This is a genomic window from Phytohabitans flavus (genome assembly GCF_011764545.1).
GTDB lineage: Bacteria > Actinomycetota > Actinomycetes > Mycobacteriales > Micromonosporaceae > Phytohabitans > Phytohabitans flavus.
The window spans coordinates 2,183,140-2,202,774 of sequence record NZ_AP022870.1 but is presented as its reverse complement, the minus strand read 5'-3'; the positions used below and the strand labels follow the sequence as shown (position 1 = coordinate 2,202,774).

Annotated in this window: 15 protein-coding genes; 13 read left to right on the top strand and 2 right to left on the bottom strand. The window is 70.6% G+C overall.

The genetic code is table 11. The features are described from left to right. Window positions 1-6 precede the first annotated feature (6 nt). The 8 genes from Pflav_RS09390 to Pflav_RS09355 all read left to right on the top strand — a co-directional run bounded on the left by Pflav_RS09390 (window position 7) and on the right by Pflav_RS09355 (window position 6,906). A complete protein-coding gene (locus tag Pflav_RS09390) occupies window positions 7-1,077 on the top strand; it encodes a TOMM precursor leader peptide-binding protein (protein WP_173035418.1) in 1,071 nt (356 codons plus the stop codon). Further along, window positions 1,074-2,429 (top strand): YcaO-like family protein, encoded by a 1,356-nt coding sequence (locus tag Pflav_RS09385; RefSeq protein ID WP_173035416.1) that lies wholly within the window; start codon window positions 1,074-1,076, stop codon window positions 2,427-2,429. The genes Pflav_RS09390 and Pflav_RS09385 overlap by 4 nt, the downstream gene beginning before the upstream one ends. Next, on the top strand, window positions 2,404-3,099 hold the full coding sequence (locus Pflav_RS09380) for a CPBP family glutamic-type intramembrane protease (RefSeq protein ID WP_173035414.1): 696 nt from the start codon (window positions 2,404-2,406) through the stop codon (window positions 3,097-3,099). The genes Pflav_RS09385 and Pflav_RS09380 overlap by 26 nt, the downstream gene beginning before the upstream one ends. Next, window positions 3,096-3,857, top strand: a complete 762-nt coding sequence (locus Pflav_RS09375) for a CPBP family intramembrane glutamic endopeptidase (protein WP_173035412.1) — start codon at window positions 3,096-3,098, stop codon at window positions 3,855-3,857. The genes Pflav_RS09380 and Pflav_RS09375 overlap by 4 nt, the downstream gene beginning before the upstream one ends. Before the next feature lie 15 nt (window positions 3,858-3,872). Further along, on the top strand, window positions 3,873-4,835 hold the full coding sequence (locus Pflav_RS09370) for an ABC transporter ATP-binding protein (protein WP_173035410.1): 963 nt from the start codon (window positions 3,873-3,875) through the stop codon (window positions 4,833-4,835). Window position 4,836: 1 nt separating this feature from the next. Further along, entirely contained in the window at window positions 4,837-5,559 is a 723-nt protein-coding gene (locus Pflav_RS09365; protein WP_173035408.1) for an ABC transporter permease, read from the top strand. Then, a complete protein-coding gene (locus Pflav_RS09360; RefSeq protein WP_232072651.1) occupies window positions 5,556-6,368 on the top strand; it encodes a class I SAM-dependent methyltransferase in 813 nt (270 codons plus the stop codon). Before Pflav_RS09365 ends, Pflav_RS09360 begins: the two co-directional genes overlap by 4 nt. A gap of 157 nt (window positions 6,369-6,525) precedes the next feature. Next, complete coding sequence (locus Pflav_RS09355; RefSeq protein WP_232071162.1) at window positions 6,526-6,906, top strand: GNAT family N-acetyltransferase; 381 nt, start codon at window positions 6,526-6,528, stop codon at window positions 6,904-6,906. 737 nt (window positions 6,907-7,643) lie between these two features. Here the strand turns inward: Pflav_RS09355 and Pflav_RS09350 are convergent. Further along, window positions 7,644-10,604, bottom strand: a complete 2,961-nt coding sequence (locus Pflav_RS09350) for a glycoside hydrolase family 3 protein (RefSeq protein ID WP_232071160.1) — start codon at window positions 10,602-10,604, stop codon at window positions 7,644-7,646. A 301-nt stretch (window positions 10,605-10,905) separates the two neighbouring features. Here Pflav_RS09350 and Pflav_RS09345 point away from each other — a divergent pair, with 301 nt between their 5' ends. The 5 genes from Pflav_RS09345 to yicI all read left to right on the top strand — a co-directional run bounded on the left by Pflav_RS09345 (window position 10,906) and on the right by yicI (window position 16,253). Then, window positions 10,906-12,255, top strand: coding sequence for an ABC transporter substrate-binding protein (locus Pflav_RS09345; protein WP_332107742.1), 1,350 nt, complete (start codon window positions 10,906-10,908; stop codon window positions 12,253-12,255). 103 nt (window positions 12,256-12,358) lie between these two features. After that, window positions 12,359-12,607 (top strand): hypothetical protein, encoded by a 249-nt coding sequence (locus tag Pflav_RS45175; RefSeq protein WP_232071158.1) that lies wholly within the window; start codon window positions 12,359-12,361, stop codon window positions 12,605-12,607. After that, window positions 12,604-13,143, top strand: a complete 540-nt coding sequence (locus Pflav_RS45170) for a carbohydrate ABC transporter permease (protein WP_232071156.1) — start codon at window positions 12,604-12,606, stop codon at window positions 13,141-13,143. Before Pflav_RS45175 ends, Pflav_RS45170 begins: the two co-directional genes overlap by 4 nt. Beyond that, window positions 13,140-13,961, top strand: a complete 822-nt coding sequence (locus Pflav_RS09335; RefSeq protein ID WP_173035402.1) for a carbohydrate ABC transporter permease — start codon at window positions 13,140-13,142, stop codon at window positions 13,959-13,961. The genes Pflav_RS45170 and Pflav_RS09335 overlap by 4 nt, the downstream gene beginning before the upstream one ends. Window positions 13,962-14,135: 174 nt before the next feature. Further along, window positions 14,136-16,253, top strand: a complete 2,118-nt coding sequence (gene yicI / locus Pflav_RS09330; protein ID WP_173035400.1) for an alpha-xylosidase — start codon at window positions 14,136-14,138, stop codon at window positions 16,251-16,253. Between the two features lie 139 nt (window positions 16,254-16,392). Here the strand turns inward: yicI and Pflav_RS09325 are convergent, their stop codons facing one another. Further along, window positions 16,393-19,500, bottom strand: coding sequence for an NACHT domain-containing protein (locus Pflav_RS09325; RefSeq protein WP_173035398.1), 3,108 nt, complete (start codon window positions 19,498-19,500; stop codon window positions 16,393-16,395). Window positions 19,501-19,635 lie beyond the last annotated feature (135 nt).

The window sequence follows — 19,635 nt, the reverse complement described above, 5'->3', positions numbered from 1 at the left end:
TACACAATGGATAGTTACCGGCTCGCGAACACGGCGCGGCTGGTCGAGGACGGCGCCGGCCGGTTCCGGATCCGCACCGGGGTCTGGAACTTCGAGGAAGCCGTCATCGACGTCAGCCGCGAGTCGCCGGCGGTGGCGGCCACCGTCCGCGCCGCGCTGCGCACCGCGGCGACCGGGCCGGTGCGGCTCGCGGACCATCTGGATCCGGGGCTGCTGCCGATCGAGTCGGCCAACGTCGAGCGCCTCTTCGTCGATCTGGCGCAGGCCGGGCTCTTCGTGCCCGCCAGCGACCGCGACAGCCAGGACGCGGTGACCGCGGCGCTGCTGGGCCGGATGGTCTCGCCGTACCCCGGCGACGGGGAGCCGCCGAGCGGTGAGGTCGCCTTCCTGTCGGACTCAGCCGCGTCGACGGCACAGGCCGAGCACCTGGCGGCGGGTATGCGACTGCGGCTGGCGCCGCTCGCCCAGGAGACGGTGGACCACCTCTCGACCGCCGACCTCACCTCCCGTATCGACGGACTCGCCACCGAGCAGGCGGTGACCGACCTGACGCCGGCGCTGACCGGCGCGGCGGCGCTGGTGACCTGCCTGCAGCGGCCGTCGTTGCCGCTGCTGCGCAACATCAACCGCGTGCTCGAAGGGCGCGACGTGCCGTGGGTGTGCGCGTTCATCGACGGGCCGTTCGTCTCCGTGGTCGGCATGAAGTCCCCGCACACCGGCTGCTTCGAGTGCTTCGAGCAGCGGGCGCTGGCGCGGCTGGAGGACCATGTCTCCTACCACGACTTCGCCCGCTCGCCGGTCGGCGCCGCGGCGCCCAGTGCGGCCGACGCGCCGATGATGAGCCTGCTGACCACGATGGCGCTGACCGAGGGCTACCTGCACGCGGCGGTGGGGGTGTCCCGGATGTCGGGCCGGGTGATCAGCGTGCACCTGCCCACACTGGAGATCCAGACGCAGGACCTGCTGCGCATGCCCGCCTGCCCGGCCTGCGGCAAGGTCTCCCGCCAGCGGGTACGCGAGATCAACTTCAACAGCCGGGCGGCCGTGGACCGGATCGTGGCCGAGGTGCTGCGGTGACCACCGTGGCGCACTACCCGTCGATGACGCGGATGCTGCGGCGCTACCGGCACATAGGGGCGAACCAGACCGGCATCATGCCCGGGTTCTTCGTCGCCGTCGCCGACATCCCCGGCGAGCCGCAGATGCGGGCGATGACCTCGACCATGCCGCACTACCACCGTCTGATCATGGACGACCCGCACCTGCAGGTGCAGTACCACCTGAGCGGGTATGGCCTCTACCACGAAGAGGCAATGATCAAGATGATGGGCGAGAGCGTCGAGCGGTACGGCGCGATGGTCGCCATCCGCCTGTTCGACCAGGACTTCCGGTACGCCTCGTGGCGCGAGCTGTCCCAGGAGGGCGAGTGCTTGCCGCTGGAGTACCTCGGCATCCTCAGCCCCGACCAGCAGCGCCTGCTCAGCTCCCGCCTGCACCGGTACACCGACCGGCCGCCCACCGAGGACGACGTCATCGCCTGGGTGCGCTGCCCGTCGCTGACCCGGCCGGGCGAGGATCTCTGGGTGCCGGCGCAGCTGTTCTTCCTCGGCTTCACCACCTCGGCCACGCACGGCGACCTGCTCTTCACGCCGTCCTTCTCCACCGGCACGGCCGCGCACGTGACGCTGGAGAACGCGCTCCGCAACGCGCTGATCGAGGCCGTGCAGATCGACTCGTTCATCCTCAACTGGTACACGCCGAACCCGTCCCCCGGTGTCGTCATCGACGATGACGACGCGCTGCGGGTGCTGGCCACGATGCGGCTCGGGCCGGACTCGGACTACCGGGTCAAGGCGATCCACCTGACCCGGCCCGACCTGCCGCTGCCGACCATCGGCGTGTACATGGACCGCAAGACCGACGCGCTGCCGATGCTCACCTTCGGGGTGCAGGGCGACGCCGACCCGCGGTCCGCACTGCTGCGCGGCGCGATGGAGAGCGCGGCCATCCTCGGCCTGGGCATGTACAGCGCGATCTTCGACACGGCTTCGGTGCACGCGGCGACGAACACCTCGCCGTACCTGGACCTCGACTCGAACGTGCTCTTCTACGCCGGGCCGCAGGACGCGGACAAGAAGCGCGCGATCGTCGCCGACCGGTTCAGCGGGTCGGTGAAGCTCTCGGAGATCGCCCCGCTCTCCGGGCCGTCGACGCTGGAGTCGCTGATCGCGATGGTGGCCGGGGTGAGCCGCTGGGCGACCTACCTCGACATCACGCCGCCGGAGCTCGCCGGCACCGACTGGAAGGTGGTCCGCGTCCTCATCCCCGAACTGCTCAGCATGTGCCTGCCCGGACTGCCGCCAAAAGCCCATCCGCGCATGGTCGCGCACGGCGGAGTGACGAATGACCACCCGCACCCTCTGCCTTAGCGTGCTGATCCTGCTCTGCACGGCGTTCCCGGCGCAGGCGTTCCGGCTGACCCTCGCGGGCGTCGTCGGCGGCGGCAGCACCGGTACGCGTAGCTCGGCGCCGCGCCGCCTCGACCCCGCGGTGACGGGGCAGGTGGCGTTCGCGGTCGCGCTGATCGCGGTGGCGGCACTCGCCGCCACACTGGCGCCGATGGAGTGGGATCTCACGTCGTCGGTCGATTGGTACTGGTACGCCGCCGCGGCCGCCTTCGGGTTCCTCGCCCCGGTGCTGGAGTGGGCCGTCGGCGCGGCGGTGCTGGCCATCCGGCACCGGCGGCTCGCCGGCATCGCGCTGCACCGGCTCGCCGGCGGCGGGTCGGCCCTGGTGGTGCTCGCCGCCGTCGGCGCCGCCGCCGCGGAAGAGGTGCTGTTCCGCGGCGTGGGACTGCACCTGCTGGAAGGCGTCCTGGGCTGGCCGGCCGCGGCGGCGCTCGCGATTACCGCTGTCGTGTATGGGCTCAACCACCTGTACTTCGGCGCCATGACCGTCGTGCAGAAGACCGTCACCGGCGTCGGGTTCGGGCTGCTCTACCTGCTCGGCGGTCACAACGTGCTGGTGCCGCTCGTGGCCCACGTGGTCCAGAACGTCGTCGTGCTCACCCTGCTGCCACGCAGGAAGGTGGCGTCGTGACCCGGGACGGGGTGGTGTTCACCGCCATCGCGCTCGCCGCCACCGTGGTCTGGCTCGCCCTGTACCGGCTGCCCTTCCGGCGCAACCGCACCCGCCAGCGGATCCGGATGGCGGTCGCCGGCCGCACCGGACTGCCCAGCAAGTACGTCTTCCCGGTCCTGGGCACCGTGATCTACCTGGTCGGTGGAATCCTGGCCTCGGTCGTCCTGCTCTGGGCCGGCGACCTGGGCCTCGGCGGCCTGCTCGCGTGGCACGTCACCCCGCACAGCGTCGGCCTGCTGCTGCTCACCGCGATCGGCGCCAGCGCGCTGACCGCGTTCGCGATGTCCACGTTGTACACCGTGCGACCCGGCATCGACGTGCCCGGCGCGGTCTCCAGCGTCCGCTGGATCACCGAGATCCTCGCGCTGCCGCGGCAATGGCGCTACGCCGTTCCGGCGGCCAGCGCCGTCGTCGAGGAGTTCTTCTTCCGCGGCGTCTTCCTCGGCGGCCTCCTGGCCACCGGCACGCCGGTCTGGGCGGCGATCGCGATCAGCGGCGCGGCCTTCACCATCGGCCAGGTGCTGCTCACCGAGACAGCCCTCCAGGCCACCGTGCTCGCACTGTCCAGTGTGGTGCTCGCGGTGGTGTGCGGGCTGTTGGTTGCCGTCGAAGGCAGCGTTCTCCCGGCGATCGCCGTCCACGCCTCGTTCGCCGCGTACTACACCCAGACCAGCGCGCGCCGGGCCGCTCCCGTCGCGGCAGCGGTGCCCCGATGAGGAGGCTCGACAACGGTGACTGAACAAGCAGCATCCGGACCATTCGTCGACGCCCGCGACGTCACCGTCCGGTACGGTGATCTCACGGCCGTCGACGGCGTCGACCTCAGCGCCACGAAAGGCCAGGTCGTGGGCCTCATCGGCCCCAACGGCTCGGGCAAGACCTCGCTGCTTTCGTGCATCGAAGGGCTACGGAAGCCGGCTGGGGGCACGATCCGGGTCGGCGGCTTCGACCCCGTCACCGACCGCACGCGGATGACCCGCATCGCCGGGGTCCAGCTCCAGCAGATGGTGTATCCGCCGCGGGCCACCGTCGAGGAGATGTGCCGCCTCTTCGCGTCGTTCTACCCCGACCCGGCCGACCACCGCGAGCTGCTCGACCGGTTCGGCCTGAGCGAGCAGCGGCGCAGCCAGGTCGTCAAGCTCTCCGGCGGTCAGCAGCAGCGCCTCTCACTGGTACTGGCACTCGTGAACAACCCGCAGGTGGTCTTCCTCGACGAGCTCACCAACGGGCTGGACCCCGCCGCCCGCCGTGTGGTCTGGGACGAGCTGCGCCGCCGCAACGACGAGGGCCTCACCATCGTGATCACCTCGCACTACATGGAGGAGGTCGAGTACCTCTGCGACCGGGTCAACGTGCTGCTCAAGGGCCGCATCGTGGCCACCGGCACGCCGAGTGAGCTGATCCGCGAGCACGCCGGCGACGCGGCCCGGCTCGTGCTCGACGGGTCCGGCGGCAACCGCGAGCTGCGCGACAGCCTCACCGCGCTCGGGGCCGGCGTGCAGGTACGCGTCGCCGGGCAGCGGCTGCTCCTCGACGTACAGCCGGCGCGCCGGGCCGAGGTCGACCGGGTGCTTGCCGAGCACGGCAGCACTCCTCGGGACCTGCCGGCCTCGCTCGACGACGCGTACCTCAATCTGACCGGACAGGCCGCCGGATCGGCCGCGAGCGAAGCGGACAACGTCAATGTTTCCTAACGTGCTGGCGTTCGAGTCGAAGCGCATGCTGCGGAACTTCCCGCCGATGTTCTTCGGCCTCGTGTTCCCGGTCATGGTGCTGGGCATCTTCGGCGGCATCTACGGCAACGACCCGTCCGACCTGTGGGACGGCCTCGGCACCGTCGACGTCTCCGTACCCGCGTACGTCGGTCTCGTCCTCGCCGTCGCCGGGCTGATGAGCTTCCCGCTCGGCATGGTCGAGTACCGCTCCCGCGGGTTCCTGCGCCGGCTCCGCGCCACCCCGGCCCAGCCCAGCGCGTTCCTCACCGCGCAGCTGCTGGTCAACATCGTGATCTGCGTGGTGGGCATATCCCTGCTCATCGTGGTGGGCACGCTCGTCTTCGGGCTGCACCCGCCGGCCCGCCCGTTCGCGTTCGCCGGCATCGCGCTGCTGTCCGGCGCCGCCATGTTCGGCATCGGCCTGCTCATCGCCTCGGTCGCCCGCGACGAGCAGGCGGCCCTGGTGATCGCCAACCTTGTGTACTTCCCGATGATCTTCCTGACCGGCGCCACCGTCCCGCTCGAGCTGATGCCGGGCTGGATGCGGAAGATCAGCGACGCGCTCCCGCTGACCTATGCGATCGAGTCGCTGCAATGGGCCTGGCTCGACCGAGGTGACTCGATCGGCGTCTCCCTCGCCGTGCTGGGCGGCACCATCGTGATCTGCGCCGCGGCCGCCGCCCGACTGTTCCGTTGGGAGTGAACCCGCTGGTCGACCAGAGCGTGCAGGCCACCGCGTACGCCGCGGCGGCCTGCCGGGCGGCGGAGAGCCGCCGTCCGAACCCGCGACTGTCGGACCCGTTCGCCGAGCTGTTCGCGCCCAGCGGCGCCGACGCACAGGTCGCGCGCCTCGCCGACGCCGGTGTCGACGAGGTCGTCGGCCGCACCGTGCTGATCGACAAGATGCTCGTCGCGGCGCTGGACAGATGGCCGGGGGCGGCGGTGGTAAACCTCGGCGCCGGCTTCTGCACGAGGCCATACCGGCTGGACCTGTCCGGATTCCGCGAGCTTGTCGAGGCCGACGACCCGGCCGTCGTCGAGCTCAAGACCCGGGTTCTGCGCGGGCGGCAGCCGAGCTGTCCGGTGCGCCGGGTCGGGCTCGACGTCCGCGACGAGACCGCGCTGACCGCCGTCCTGGACGAGGCCGGACACTCAGGCGCGGTGATCGTGGTGACCGAAGGCCTGCTTGTGTACCTGCCCGCGGTGGCGGTCACCGCGCTGGCCGGTACGCTCGCGCGCCGTCCCGCCGTCGTGCACTGGCTCGCCGACATCGTGAGCGAGGGCTCCGCCAAGCAGATGCAGGCGATCGCCCAGCGGGTGCCGGGCGGGCTGGCGCTCTTCGGCATCGACTCCCTCGCCCCGCTGGAGGCGCCGGGCTGGCAGGTGGTGGGCTACCGGGCCCTGCCGGTGTCGCGACCCCGGTACGGCCCCGCCACCGGCACGTCCAGCCGCGCGCTCGTCGACGGCGTGGTGGCCCTCGACCGGCACCACCATGGCACCATGGCCGGGTGACGCTGGTAGAGATCTCCCTGCTGCCACCGGCCGCGGCCGGCGACGGCACGTTCCTGGCGCGGGCCACCGACCTCGTCAACCGGGTGTACGCCGACGCCGAGAAGGGCATCTGGCGCGAGGGTGCCGAGCGGACCAGCCCGAGGAGCTGGCCGCCATCGTGCGCGCCGGCGAGCTGGCCGTGGCTCACCTCGACGGCACGCTTGTCGGTGCGGTGCGGGTGCAGCGCCTGGCCAGCGGCGAGGGCGAGTTCGGCATGCTCGTCGCCAGCCCCGACCATCGCGGGATCGGGCTGGGGCGGCGGCTTGTCGACTTCGCCGAGGGGTGGGCGCGGGAGCAGGGGCTCGCGACGATGCAGCTGGAGCTGCTGTGGCCGCGCGACTGGACGCACCCGGTCAAGCAGTTCCTGCACGAGTGGTACACCCGCATCGGCTACCTGCCCGTGCGCACCGCCGACTTCGCCGACGACTACGCCGCGCTGGCACCGCTGCTGGCCACGCCGTGCGACTTCGTCATCTACCACAAGCCACTGTCGCGTTAGGACACCTTTCGCGCTCAGGGTCGCAGATTCAGATTCCGTGAGATGGGCATTTTCCCCGGTCCGCTTCAGTCGCAGACCGTATGCTCCCGCGGGCACCGCTCCGGTCGGCGGCTCGCTGGCGCTCGCCGAGATCCCCGACCTCCACTGCCGGGTCCGCGGTCCAAGCCCAGGCCCGTGGGGGTTCCCGTTTCCGCGAGCTCTCGAGCTGGGCGCGTGGTCGCGCCCAGCCGCTGCCGGGTCCGCGGCCCAAGCCCAACCCCGCAAGGGTTCCTGTCTCCGCGAGCTGTCGACCTAGGCGCGTGGACGCGCCCAGGCACTGCCGGGTCCGCGGTCCAAGCCCAACCCCGCGCGGGTTCCCGTTTCCGCGAGCTCTCGACCTGGGCGCATGGACGCGCCCAGGCACTGCCGGGTCCGCGGTCCAAGCCCAACCCCGCGCGGGTTCCCGTTTCCGCGAGCTCTCGACCTGGGCGCATGGACGCGCCCAGCCGCAGACCCACGACCACGGCCTCGGACCGGGAGCTTCGCCGCTACATGCTGGGCGCATCCACGCGCCCAGCTCGAGAGCTTGGACCGCGTACCCGGAAGCGACGGTCGGGGGCGGCCGGCCACGGCCCAGGGGGTGAGCTTGCCAACCGCGAAGGGTGAGGCCGCGGGAGCGACGGTCTGGACCACGACGGACGCCGCGGTAGCCCAATGTCCTGGATCTTTCATCCAGGACATAAGGCCGAAGCACCCTCTCAAGACAAGCGGACGGTGTCCAGGCGGGCGGGGGCGGTGAAGACGAGGTAGACGTCGTGGCGGCCGCCGGTGCGCCGCAGCGCCGCGGAGACCTCCGTCCACGCGTACCGGCCGCCGGTGGCGGGCACGGCGATCGTGCCGAGCAGCCGGCCGCGGGTGGGATGGTCGAGGCGGATCTCGATGCCGGCCGGCGCGTCGGACGACGCGCGCACCGTCGCCTGCCCGGGTCCGCCGCCGAGGTCCACATCGGAGTACCGGACCCACTGCCCCGCCGCCGTCGCGGCGACAGCCGTGCCGGCGGCCTTCGTGGTGTCCACGAGCGTCGTGCCCGAGTAGTCGTCGAACGTCCAGGCGGCGACCGGCGCGCGGAAGCTCCGCGGCGGGATCGTCTCGCCCTTCACCTTCAGCGTCGCGATGCGCCGGATGTCGGTGGCCGAGGCGCCGACGAGGATGTCGTAGGTGCCGCTCTCCACCACCGGCCGGCTCCGCGTCACGTCCCAGTAGGACAGATCGCCGGCGCGCAGCGGGATCCGCACGGACTTCGTCTCCCCTGGCGCCAGCGACACCCGGGCGAAGCCGCGCAGCTGCTTGAGCGGCTGCTCAGCCCGCGACCGTCCAAAGTGGGTGTACAGCTGGACCGTCTCCACACCGGACCGCCGACCGGTGTTGGTCACGTCGAGCGAGACACCGTTCGCGTCCACCCGGAGCGGCGAGTACCCGAACGTCGTGTAGCTCAGCCCGTACCCGAATGGGTACAGCGGCGTGCCCCGGTGGTAGAGGTACGTCATGCCGGTCTTGGCGATGTCGTAGTCGAGGATGCTCGGCAGCTCGGCGTCGGAGCGGTACCAGGTCTGCGTGAGCCGCCCGCTCGGGTTGGTGTCGCCGAAGAGCGCGCCGGCCACCGCGTTCCCGGTCTCCTGCCCAGCGTGGCTTGTCCACAGGATCGCCGGCACGTTCGCCTGCTCCCAGGCGACGGTGGTGGGATAGGAGTTCTCCAGCACCACGACCGTGTTGGGGTTGGCCGCGCGGACCGCCTTGACGAGCGCGGCCTGGCCCGGCGCGAGCGCGGTGGAGACGCGGTCGTTGGTCTCCCGGCCGTTGATGGCAGGCATGCTGCCGACCACGACGATCGCGACGTCCGCGCCGGTGGCGGCCGCGACAGCGCTGTCGGTACCGGCGCGCACGACCTCCTTCGCGAACCGCGCCGCGGTCGCCGCCGTCGGTGCGCCGAGCGCCAGCCGCCCGTCTGAGTCGACGGTCAGGTACCGGTTCGGCGGAAACCACGGCTCGCGGGTCTCGTAGCCGGCGTACCGGATCGCGTAGGTGCCGTCCGGCTGACCCTCCAGTTTGAACTGCTGCTGCACGTACCACCCGTTGGGCTGGGCGTCCCGCGTGACGAACGGCCCCCAGTTGTACCCGAGGTAGCGCCCGTTCGCCGCGCTGCGCAACGTGAGCAGGCCCTCGCCCCAGTCGAAGACGTCGAACTGCGCCGCCTCGCCGGCCCCCGTACCGCCCACGGTCACCGCGTCCGCGTCGGTGGTGCCGGTGGCCGTGACGTACGCACCGGTGGCGACGTCGCGCAGCGCGATCCGGTCCACGCCTTCGTCGCCGACGACGGTGGCGCCGGCGCCGAGCCGGGACGTGATGCCCTGGCGCGGCGTGACGGTGTAGGGCGGCGTGCCGCTGTACCAGTCGGTGTAGACGGTGTCGGCGAGCGGGCCGACGACCGCGACCCGGCGCGCCTTCGACGGCGACAGCGGCAGCGCGCCCCGGGCGTTCTTTAGGAGTACGAGCTGCGCGTCGGCGGCCTCGCGGGCCAGCCGGCGGTGCTCGGGCGAGTCGATGACGTCCGGCGTGATGGCCGCGTACGGGTTGCGCCCCGGCGGGTCGAACTCTCCCAGCCGGAACCGAATCGAGAAGATGTGCCGCAGCGCGTCGTCCACTTCGGACCACGGCAGCAGCCCCTGCTCGGTGGCCGAGGTGAGGGCGGCCACCGTGGACGCGGGGCTGTTGCCGTCCTGGGTGAAGCTGTCGATGCCGGCCTGGACCGCGGCCGCGTTCGCCTCCGCCTGCGTGGTGTAGTAGGCCTGCGGCCCGGTCAGGTTGCCGGGCGCGTACGCGTCGCTGACCACCATCAGGTCGCGGTCGGTCCAGGTGCGCACCTCGGCGTCGAGAGATGGCTCCACAGTGGCGGGTCGCCCGTTGACGAGGTTGTACGACGTCATCACGCCGGTCGCCGCGCCAGCCTCGATCGCGGGGCGGAACGCCGCGTACTCGTAGTCGTGCAGTAGCCGGGGTGGGAGCACCGAGGACGTGGTGTCCCGGAGTACCTCGTTGTTGTTGGCCAGGTAGTGCTTGAGCGTCGGCGCGGTCCGCAGGTAGGTGGGGTGGTCGCCGGCGAGGCCGCGCGCGTACGCGGTGGACATGACGCCGGTGAGGTACGGGTCCTCGGAGTACCCCTCCTCGTTGCGGCCCCAGCGCGGGTCGCGCAGCAGGTTGACGACCGGAGCCCAGACGTTGAGGCCGTTGTTGGCGGGGTCCTGGGCGTGGAAGCCGCGGGCCTCCTGCCCCACCGCGCCGCCGACCCGCCGGATCAGCTCCGGGTCCCAGGTTGTGGACAGCCCAATGGCCTGTGGAAAGACGGTCGCCTCGCCGAGCCACGCGACGCCGTGGAGGGCCTCGGTGCCGGTGCGGAACGCGCCGATGTCGAGGCGCGGGATCGCCGGCTGGTACTGGTGCAGCAGCGAGATCTTCTCCGCCGGGGTGAGGCGGCCGACGAGGTCGTCGATCCGCGCGGCGAGGGGGAGGTCAGGGTCGCGGAAGGGGTATGCCGGCTCGGCCGCCCGGGCTCCTTGGCTCGACCCCCGCGGGTACGGCGGCTCGGCCGCCCGGGCGGGGGCGACCGGGGCGAGCAGGACGGCGGTGACGGCAGCGGCCAGCCAGGCTCTCGGAGCGCGCACGCAACGACACTTGCCGACGGCAGTGGAACCTGTCAATAGTTTAGACGTCATACGAACTATTCGGGGGAGGTCGGTTGCTGAAACCGTTACGAAATCATCGGTTGACCCCGTTGACACGGCGGCCGGTGGTCGCGTTAGCTAGCGAACTAGCAGTCGAAGCGCTTCGACTGCACTCTTCGACACGTCGCCCTACCGGGGCGCGGGCCCGTTGACGCCGGGCCGGCGAACCGCACCCCGTTCCCACCTACCTGTCTCGCTACGCGGACCCCCGGTCCGCTCACCGCCCCACGAGGAGGCAGCCGTGAGACTTCTTGACCCACCCCCCAGCTTCCGTCGTGCCAGCAGCGGAAACTGGCGGCGCGCACGCACGGGCACCATCGCCGTACTCGCCGCCGCGTCGCTGGTCCTGGCCGCGTGCGGAGCCGACGCCGACGACAGCGCCGGCAGCGGCGACGGCAAGACCCTCAAGCTCTGGCACTACGAGGGCGCGACGAGCGCCATGGGCGTCGCCTGGGCCGAGGCGATCAAGCAGTTCGAGGCGTCCCACCCGGGCGTCAAGGTGCAGTTCGAGGAGAAGGGCTTCGAGCAGATCCGGCAGAACGCCGGGATGATCCTCAACTCGGACGAAGCGCCCGACATCATGGAGTACAACAAGGGCAACGCGACCGCCGGCCTGCTGTCGAAGCAGGGGCTGCTCACCGACCTCAGCGAGGAGGCGGGCAAGCGCGGCTGGGACAAGATCGGCCCTAGCTTGCAGACGACCTCGAAGTACGACGCCGAGGGCATCATGGGCGACGGCAAGTGGTACGGCGTCCCCAACTACGCCGAGTACGTGATGGTCTACTACAACAAGGAACTCTTCACGAAGCACAACGTCCAGGTGCCGACCACGCTCGCCGAGTTCGAGGCGGCGATGGACACGTTCACGAAAGCCGGCGTGACCCCGCTGTCGGTCGGCGGCGCGGAGTACCCGGCTCAGCAGATCCTCTACGAGTTGGCCCTCTCGAAGGCGAGCCGCTCCTTTGTGGACAGCTTCCAGCTCTACAAGGGCAAGGTCGACTTCAAGGGGCCGGAGTTCACGTACGCGGCCACCACGTTCGCCGACTGGGTGGCGAAGGGATACATCGCGAAGAACTCGGCCGGCATCAAGGCCGAGGACATGGGCGTGGCGTTCACGCAGGGCAAGTTCCCGATGGTCATCTCGGGCAGCTGGTGGTACGGCCGCTTCGTCTCCGACGCCAAGTTCCAGTGGGGCACGTTCCTCTTCCCCGGCAACACGCTGCACCCCGGCTCGGGCGGCAACATCTGGGTCGTCCCCAAGAACGCGAAGAACAAGAGCCTCGCCTACGACTTCATCGACATCACGATGAAGCCGGAGATCCAGAACCTGCTCGGCAACTCCGGCGGCGTACCCGTGCTCGCCGACCCGGCGACGATCACCGACGCCAAGAGCAAGGAACTCATCGACAACTTCGACAAGGTGACGTCGACGGACGGGCTCGCCTTCTACCCCGACTGGCCGGCGCCCGGCTACTACGACGTGCTCGTGGCCGGCACCCAGCATCTCATCAACGGGACGAAAAGCCCGGACGCGGTCCTCGACGAGATCGCCAAGCCGTACAACGACAACCTCACCAGCCTCGGCAAATGAGATCCAATCGGGGGTACGCCGCCTTCCTGATCCCCGGCGCGCTCCTCTCGCTGGTGGTCATCGTCCTGCCGCTCGTGATGAACGTGGGCATCAGCTTCACCCGGTGGCAGGGGTGGGTACCCCCGAGTGGATCGGGCTGGACAACTACACGCGGTTGCTGGACGACGACAACTTCTGGGCGTCTTTCCGCAACATCATCTTCCTGATCGTGGCGATGGCGGTCGTTCCGACACTGATCGGCCTGGTCCTCGCGGCCGTGCTCTTCGACTACGTGGCCAAGGCGATCGGCCCGCGCACCGCCAGCGCCCTCCGCTCCGGCTTCTACCTCCCCAGGTGCTTCCCGTCGCGGTGACGGGAATCGTGTGGGGCTGGATCCTCAACCCCAGCTTCGGCGCGCTCAACGCGATCCTCACGAGCGCGCATCTTGACGGCCTCGCCAAGAACTGGCTGGGTGACCCGGCCTACGCGCTGTACAGCGTCATGGTCGTCATGATCTGGTTCCAGGTCGGGTATCCGGTCGTGATGTTCATGTCCGGGCTCCAGCGCGTCGACCCGGAGCTCTACGAGGCGGCCGCCATCGACGGTGCCGGCTGGTGGCGGCGCTTCACCCGGATCGCGATCTACCAGATCAAACCGGAGATCTACGTGGTACTCGTGACCACCACGATCGCCGCGCTGAAGATCTTCGGGCAGATCTACGTGCTCACCCGCGGCGGCCCGGGCAACGCCACGCTGGTGCCGGCGTACTTCGCTTACCAGAACTTCTTCGAGAAGGCCCAGGTCGGGTACGGCTCGGCGATCGCCACTGTGCTGGCGCTCATCATCGTCGTGCTGTCGGTGGTGTTCCTGCGCATCCAGGCCCGCGACGAACGGCGGGACCTGGCATGAACCGCGCGCTCCGGCCCGCTGTGCTGGCCACGCTGACGGTGCTCGTGCTCCTGGTGCTTTCGCCGTTCGCCCTCGTCGCGGTCAACGCGGTCAAGAGCCCCGACGAGTACGCCACGGACGGGCCGCTCTCGCTCCCGAACGGCCTGTACCTGAAGGGGCTCGCGGACTTCTGGATCCGGGTCGACTTCGGCGAGAAGCTCTTCAACAGCTTCGTCATCGCCTTCTCGGTCGCGGTGCTGGCGGTCGTCGTCTCGGTGCTCAACGCCTACGCGCTGGGCATCGGGCGGGTCCGCGGCCGCTCGGCCTTCCTGGTCTTCTTCCTGCTGGCCAACCTCCTGCCCCAGGAGGCGCTGGTCTACCCGCTCTACTACCTGTCCAAAGAGGTCGGTCTCTACAACACGCAGCTCGCGGTCGTCGTCATCTTCACGGCGATCCAGAGCGCGTTCGGCACGTACCTGCTCTCCTCGGTCTTCGCCACATTCCCCCGGGAGATGCTCGAGGCGGCCGCGATCGACGGTGCTGGCAAGGTGCGCACGCTCTGGCGGGTCGTGGTGCCGATCAGCTGGCCGAGCCTGTCGGTGCTGTTCACGTTCTTCTTCATCTGGACGTGGAACGAGTTTTTCCTGCCCCTCATCTTTCTCATCTCCAACGACAAGCAGACCGTGCCGGTGGCCCTCGGCGTCCTCCAGGGCGACCGGATGATGGACGCCACCACGACGAGCGCCTCGGCGCTGCTCGGGATCCTGCCGGCGATCCTGTTCTTCCTCATCTTCCAGCGGACCCTGTCCCGGGGCGTCATGTCCGGGGCCATCAAGTAATGCGAGGCGACAGCGAGTGAGCATCGCAGGGAGCGCTAGCGACCGAGGAGCGGAGCGAGCGCGGAGCCGAGCCCAATGGAACGCGAGGCGACAGCGAGTGAGCATCGCAGGGAGCGCTAGCGACCGAGGAGCGGAGCGAGCGCGGAGCCGAGCCCAATGGAATGGAGTGTCGCCTTGAAGTTCTCCGACGGCTACTGGCACATGCGCGAGGGCGTCCACCCCCTGTACCCCGCGCAGGTGCACGACCACACCGCCGACCGCGACTCGCTCATGGTGTACGCGCCGACGAAACGGCTGGAGCACCGCGGTGACACGCTCAACCGTCCACTTGTGACGGTGCGGGCCGAGTCGCCGATGCCGGACGTCATCGGCGTGACCGTGTCGCACTTCTCCGGCGAGGTGTCCCGCGGCCCGTTCTTCGAGCTGTCCACGGTGGAGGGTGCCGCCTCGGTCGACGGGCTCACGCTCACGTCCGGGTCGCTGTCGGTGCGCTTCCAGCGGGACCCGTGGCGGGTGGAGTTCGTCGCGGCCGGCAAGGTGCTCACCACCAGCGGGTACAAGGCGATGGCGGTCATCGAGGACGGCGGGCTCCACTACGTGCGGGAGCAGCTGACGCTGGGCGTGGGCGCCTACGTGTACGGGCTCGGCGAGCGCTTCGGCGCGTTCGTGAAGAACGGGCAGACCGTCGACATCTGGAACGCGGACGGCGGCACGAGCAGCGAGCAGGCGTACAAGAACGTGCCCTTCTTCCTCACGAACGCGGGCTACGGCGTCTTCGTCGACCACCCCGGCCTGGTCTCGTACGAGGTGGGCTCGGAGGCGGTGTCCCGGGTGCAGTTCAGCGTGGCGGGGCAGTCGATGCGGTACTTCGTCATCTACGGGCCGACGCCGAAGGAGATCCTGCGCAAGTACACGGCCCTCACCGGCCGCCCCGCCCTCCCGCCGCCGTGGTCGTTCGGGCTGTGGCTGACGACCTCGTTCACCACGTCGTACGACGAGCAGACGGTGACGTCCTTCGTGGACGGCATGGCCGCGCGGGAGCTGCCGCTGTCGGTGTTCCACTTCGACACGTTCTGGATGCGCGAGTTCCACTGGTGCGACTTCGAGTGGGACCCGCGCACGTTCCCCGACCCCCGGGGGATGCTGAAGCGGCTGCGCGAGCGCGGCCTGCGGATCAGCCTGTGGATAAACCCGTACATCGCCCAGCGCTCGGCGCTCTTCGCCGAGGGCGCCGCCGCTGGCTTCCTCGTGCGGCGGCCCGACGGCGGGGTGTGGCAGACCGACAAGTGGCAGGCCGGCATGGGCCTTGTCGACTTCACCAACCCGGCCGCCCGCCGGTGGTACGCCGACAAGCTCCGCGCCCAGCTCGACCTCGGCGTCGACTGCTTCAAGTCCGACTTCGGCGAGCGGGTCCCCACGGACGTGGTGTGGTACGACGGCGGTGACCCCGAGCGGATGCACAACTACTACACCCACCTGTACAACGAGACTGTCTTCGAGCTCCTGCGCGAGCACCGCGGCGAGGCCGAGGCGGTCCTGTTCGCCCGCTCCGCGACCGCCGGCGGGCAGAAGTTTCCCGTGCACTGGGGTGGCGACAGCGAGTCCACGCTGGAGTCGATGGCCGAGAGCCTGCGCGGCGGGCTGTCGCTGGCGATGTCCGGGTTCGGTTTCTGGAGCCACGACATCGGCGGCTTCGAGGGGCGCCCGGACCCGGCCGTGTTCAAGCGGTGGATCCCCTTCGGGCTGCTCTCGTCGCACAGCCGCCTGCACGGCAACCAGAGCTACCGGGTGCCGTGGCTCTTCGACGACGAGGCGGTGGACGTGCTGCGCGCCTTCACCCGCCTCAAGCACCGCCTGATGCCGTACCTCTTCGCGGCGGCGGTCACCGCGCACCGCGAGGGGGTGCCGGTGATGCGCCCGATGGTGGCGGAGTTTCCCGAGGACCCCGCCTGCACCCACCTCGACCGCCAGTACATGCTCGGCGACAACTTGATGGTGGCCCCAGTTTTCTCGGCCTCCGGCGAGACGGCGTACTACGTGCCGGCCGGGCGGTGGACGCACCTGCTGACCGGCGAGGTCGTAGAGGGGCCGCGCTGGGTGCGCGAGGTGTCCGGCTTCGACCAGGTCCCGGTGTACGTACGGCCCGGGACGGTCCTGCCATGGGGCGCCCGCGACGACCGCCCGGACTACGACTACGCGGACGGGCTGACGCTGCGCCTGTTCGAGGTGGAAGCCGAGACGACCGTCGAGATCCCCGCCCGGACGGGAGCCCGGTGGCGACCTTCACCGTGACCGCGGAGGGTGTACGGCGCACCGGGCGCCCGGCGCCTTGGCGCGTCGAGCTCCCCGGCCAGGAGCCTGTCGATGTCGCGGCCGGCACGGATTTCTGGGAGCGTGGCCGGCAGCTACCCTGACTCAGGCGTCGTCTTTTCTACAGCCGCCGCGCGAGCGACGCGGCCAGCTCGGGGATGACCCGCCGCGCGAGGTCCGGCGGCAGGGCCCTCACCGCCTGTCCCTCCGGCGAGTTCGACACGACTTCCGGGGGCGGGACGGCTCGCGCCGGCCGCCCGCTCTCGCCGCGGGTCAGCGCCGCGAGCTGAAGCATCCGCCTGGCGATGGTCGGCAAGGGGAGGTCCGGGATATGAATGTCGGGATGCCGGACCAGGAGCGCGATCAGGGTCTCCGCCGGCATCGCCAGCTTCTCGTCTGCACAGCGCTCCACAAGGCGGCGGACGGTCTCGGTGTCGACGTCGGCTCCGTGTCGCGCCGCCACGAAGGTCGCCAGCAGAAGCAGGTCTGGCGTCCCCTCACTCGAGGAAGCGAGGAGAGACGACGTATCTGGATCGAGCTGCCAACTAATCAGCGACTCAACCAGCAGCTCGGCTCTGTCCAGATCACTAACGTCGTCAAAACTCTCGAAGACCGCGCTTGTCAGGGCGCGCCCAGCGGCGCGCGACAGGGCCGCCGGCTCGTCAAAGGCAAGCATGTCGGCGATATCGTCGAAATGCCCATACATCCGCTGGCGGCGAAGGCGCGGCTCGGGTAGGCGGTCCAAGGAGAGGGGGCCGACAACCGCGTTCGATTCGGCCTCCGGGAGAGCGGCGGTCCAGAGCCGCACGCGTGCCCGCCACCAGGATTCGACGTCGACGCCGGGGCGACAGAGCCGGGCGATCGGCACCGGGTCGCCCGCCATCGCGATTCGCAACGAGACGATGTTGGCGGTGTAGGCCGCGTGCCGCTGCACCGCGGTGCCGCCCGAGGGGTCGTAGTCCGCGTACCGCCCCTTGCCCCACCTGTCCTCGGCGATGGCGGAGAGGTGCTCCAGGACGCTGGCCACGGCGGGGTCACCCGCGACCAGCTCGGCGAAGAACGTGACGGCCTGCGATCCGAACCCACCGAGGAACGCGTGCGACAGCAGCGCGAAAAGTAGGTCGTCGTCCCAACTTTGCGACATCGTGCGGTGCGCGCGGGCCGCGGACGCGTCCCGGAGCAGCTCGGCGGTGTGGTGTGCGATCAGGTAGTCGCCGAACGTGGCGTGCAGGAACTCGTAGCTGCGCCCACCCGCACCGCCCTCGGCCTCGGGCGCGTGGACGAAGAAGAACCGCCCGACCACCCGCCGCGCCGGGTCGACCGCCCGCGACACGTCCCGGCCGCGGCTCGGCGGGGCGGCACCGGGCGGCGGCAGCGCCCGCAGGTCGGCCGTGAGGTCCTGCTCGTGCAGGTGCTGCTGGCCCCGGTTGCGGATGCCGAATGCGACAAGTCCCAACTTCCACAGCTCGGCCAGGCGCCGCTCGTCCGTGCTCAGGTGGGCGGTCTCCGGGTCGGGCCGGTCCAGCTCGCGCCGCACGAAGTCGTCGAGCAGCGTGCGGTAGAGGTCGGCCGAGGTCGCCGCGGGCGGCAGGTCCCGCTCAGCCGCCACGATCGCCAGCAGCAGGAGGAGAAGCGGCTGGCGGGCCAATTCCCCGTACCCCCGCAGCGTGGCGGCCTCCACCGCGCGGACGTCGCCGGTCGCGACGGCGCTTGCGTTGGCCGCTGCCCACCGCTCGGCCCATGCGTCGATCTGCTCGTCGGTGAACTCCTCCAGCTTGACCACCAGGCAGCCGATCGGGATCGCGGTCAGGTCCGCGACCACGGTGCGGGAGGTCACGACGACCGCCACCGGCCCACCGGCGGCCGCCTCGGTGCGCTGGAAGTCGATGACGTTGCGCAGGTAGCGCGACTCGGTCGCGCCGGTCGCCTGCATCAGCTCGTCGAGGCCGTCGATCAGCACGACGCGGACGACGTCTTTGCTCGCCGCGCAGAGCGCGGGCCACTCGACCCGGCCGTTGGTCGAGTCGCGGAGCACCTCCTCGATCTGCCGGTAGACGTTGGCCGATGGGTCGGGGACCTCGCGCAGCGGCACTCGCACGGTGACGAACGCGCCGGCGGCGGAGAGCCGGGCCGCGCAGACCTTCGTGAAGAGGCTCTTGCCGGCCCCCGGATGGCCGAGCACGACCAGCGGGCGCTCGGCCGCCGCCGGCGAGACGAAGTGAGCGGCCAGGAAGGCCGCGAGGTCGGTGCCGTGCGGCTTCTCCTCCCACCACGACTCCTGCGCGGGTTGCGACGTCCCCGTCATCACCGCCCACCGGAAGCCGGGCTCGACGTAGCCGTCCGCCACCGTCGGCACCCGCACGGCGGTCACCTCGGCGGCCTCCGCCAGGTCGACGATGGGCTCGGCGAGTACGGCGCGGTTGATGTCCGCGATCGTGCTCCGGGCCCCGGCGGCCGGCGCCTTCGTCGCGGCCACGAGGTCGCCGGCCAGCTCCTCCAGGCGGCCGAGCGCCCGCTGCTCGGCGAGGTGCTCGCCGAAGAGCGCCCAGATGCGGAACTCCGGGATCTCGGCCGCGAGCGCGAGGTACTCGGCGCGGTAGCGCTCAGCCGCCCGCTCCATGATCTGTTCGGCGAGCGGCCGGCGGCCGATCAGGTCACCGACCCGCTTGTGCCATGCCTGGAGCCCGCCGAAGAAGCCGAGCGTCAGCTCCTGCAACTTCCAGTAGTACGGACGGATGTTCGAGTCCAGGTTGGCCTCGAACCCGGTGCCGGCCCAGGGCAGCGGGACCTCCTCCCGCGCCACCTCTCCCACCGCACTCCGCAGAGCCGAGGGCGCCACGGTGCGGTGGAGGAGGCGTTCGATGTCGGCGTCGGTGACGTCCAGCTCGTCGTACACCGGGCCGACCGTCTCCCGCAGGGCGGCGAAGAACGAGCCCACGACCAGCGCGGTGTGCGTCGCCGCGAGCAGCTCGTGTCGCTGCCCGCCGGACGCCTTGCGGAGCTTGCTCCGGCCCTTGGCGACCAGCTCGTCGAGCCGGGCGATCAGCTCGTTCTTCTGGTCGATCCAGCCCCAAGCGGCGAGCAGCCATGGCTGCCCCGTGGCCAACGCCGCCGGGCCGGCCGCCAGGATGCCCAGGCCGAGGAGCCTGTCGAGCACCTTGACCGTGGGCGACCGCTTGCCCAGCAGGACCTCGCGGGCGGACTCCAATGTGTACGCCGATCGGGCCATGACATTCGACCCTAAGGGTCCCAGCCCCTGGGAGCGAGTCAGCTTGCCGACATCGGAGGCAGTCGACCCGGAGCCAAACCTCTACCGCACGCCGAACGCGAGCCTTACGTTCCTCGTACATTCGGGCCGTAGGGT

Coding starts and splice junctions, on each gene's coding strand:
- Pflav_RS09390 (WP_173035418.1), top strand. CDS start 7: ATGGATAGTTACCGGCTCGCGAACACGGCGCGGCTGGTCGAGGACGGC.
- Pflav_RS09380 (WP_173035414.1), top strand. CDS start 2,404: ATGACCACCCGCACCCTCTGCCTTAGCGTGCTGATCCTGCTCTGCACG.
- Pflav_RS09335 (WP_173035402.1), top strand. CDS start 13,140: ATGAACCGCGCGCTCCGGCCCGCTGTGCTGGCCACGCTGACGGTGCTC.
- Pflav_RS09325 (WP_173035398.1), bottom strand. CDS start 19,500: ATGGCCCGATCGGCGTACACATTGGAGTCCGCCCGCGAGGTCCTGCTG.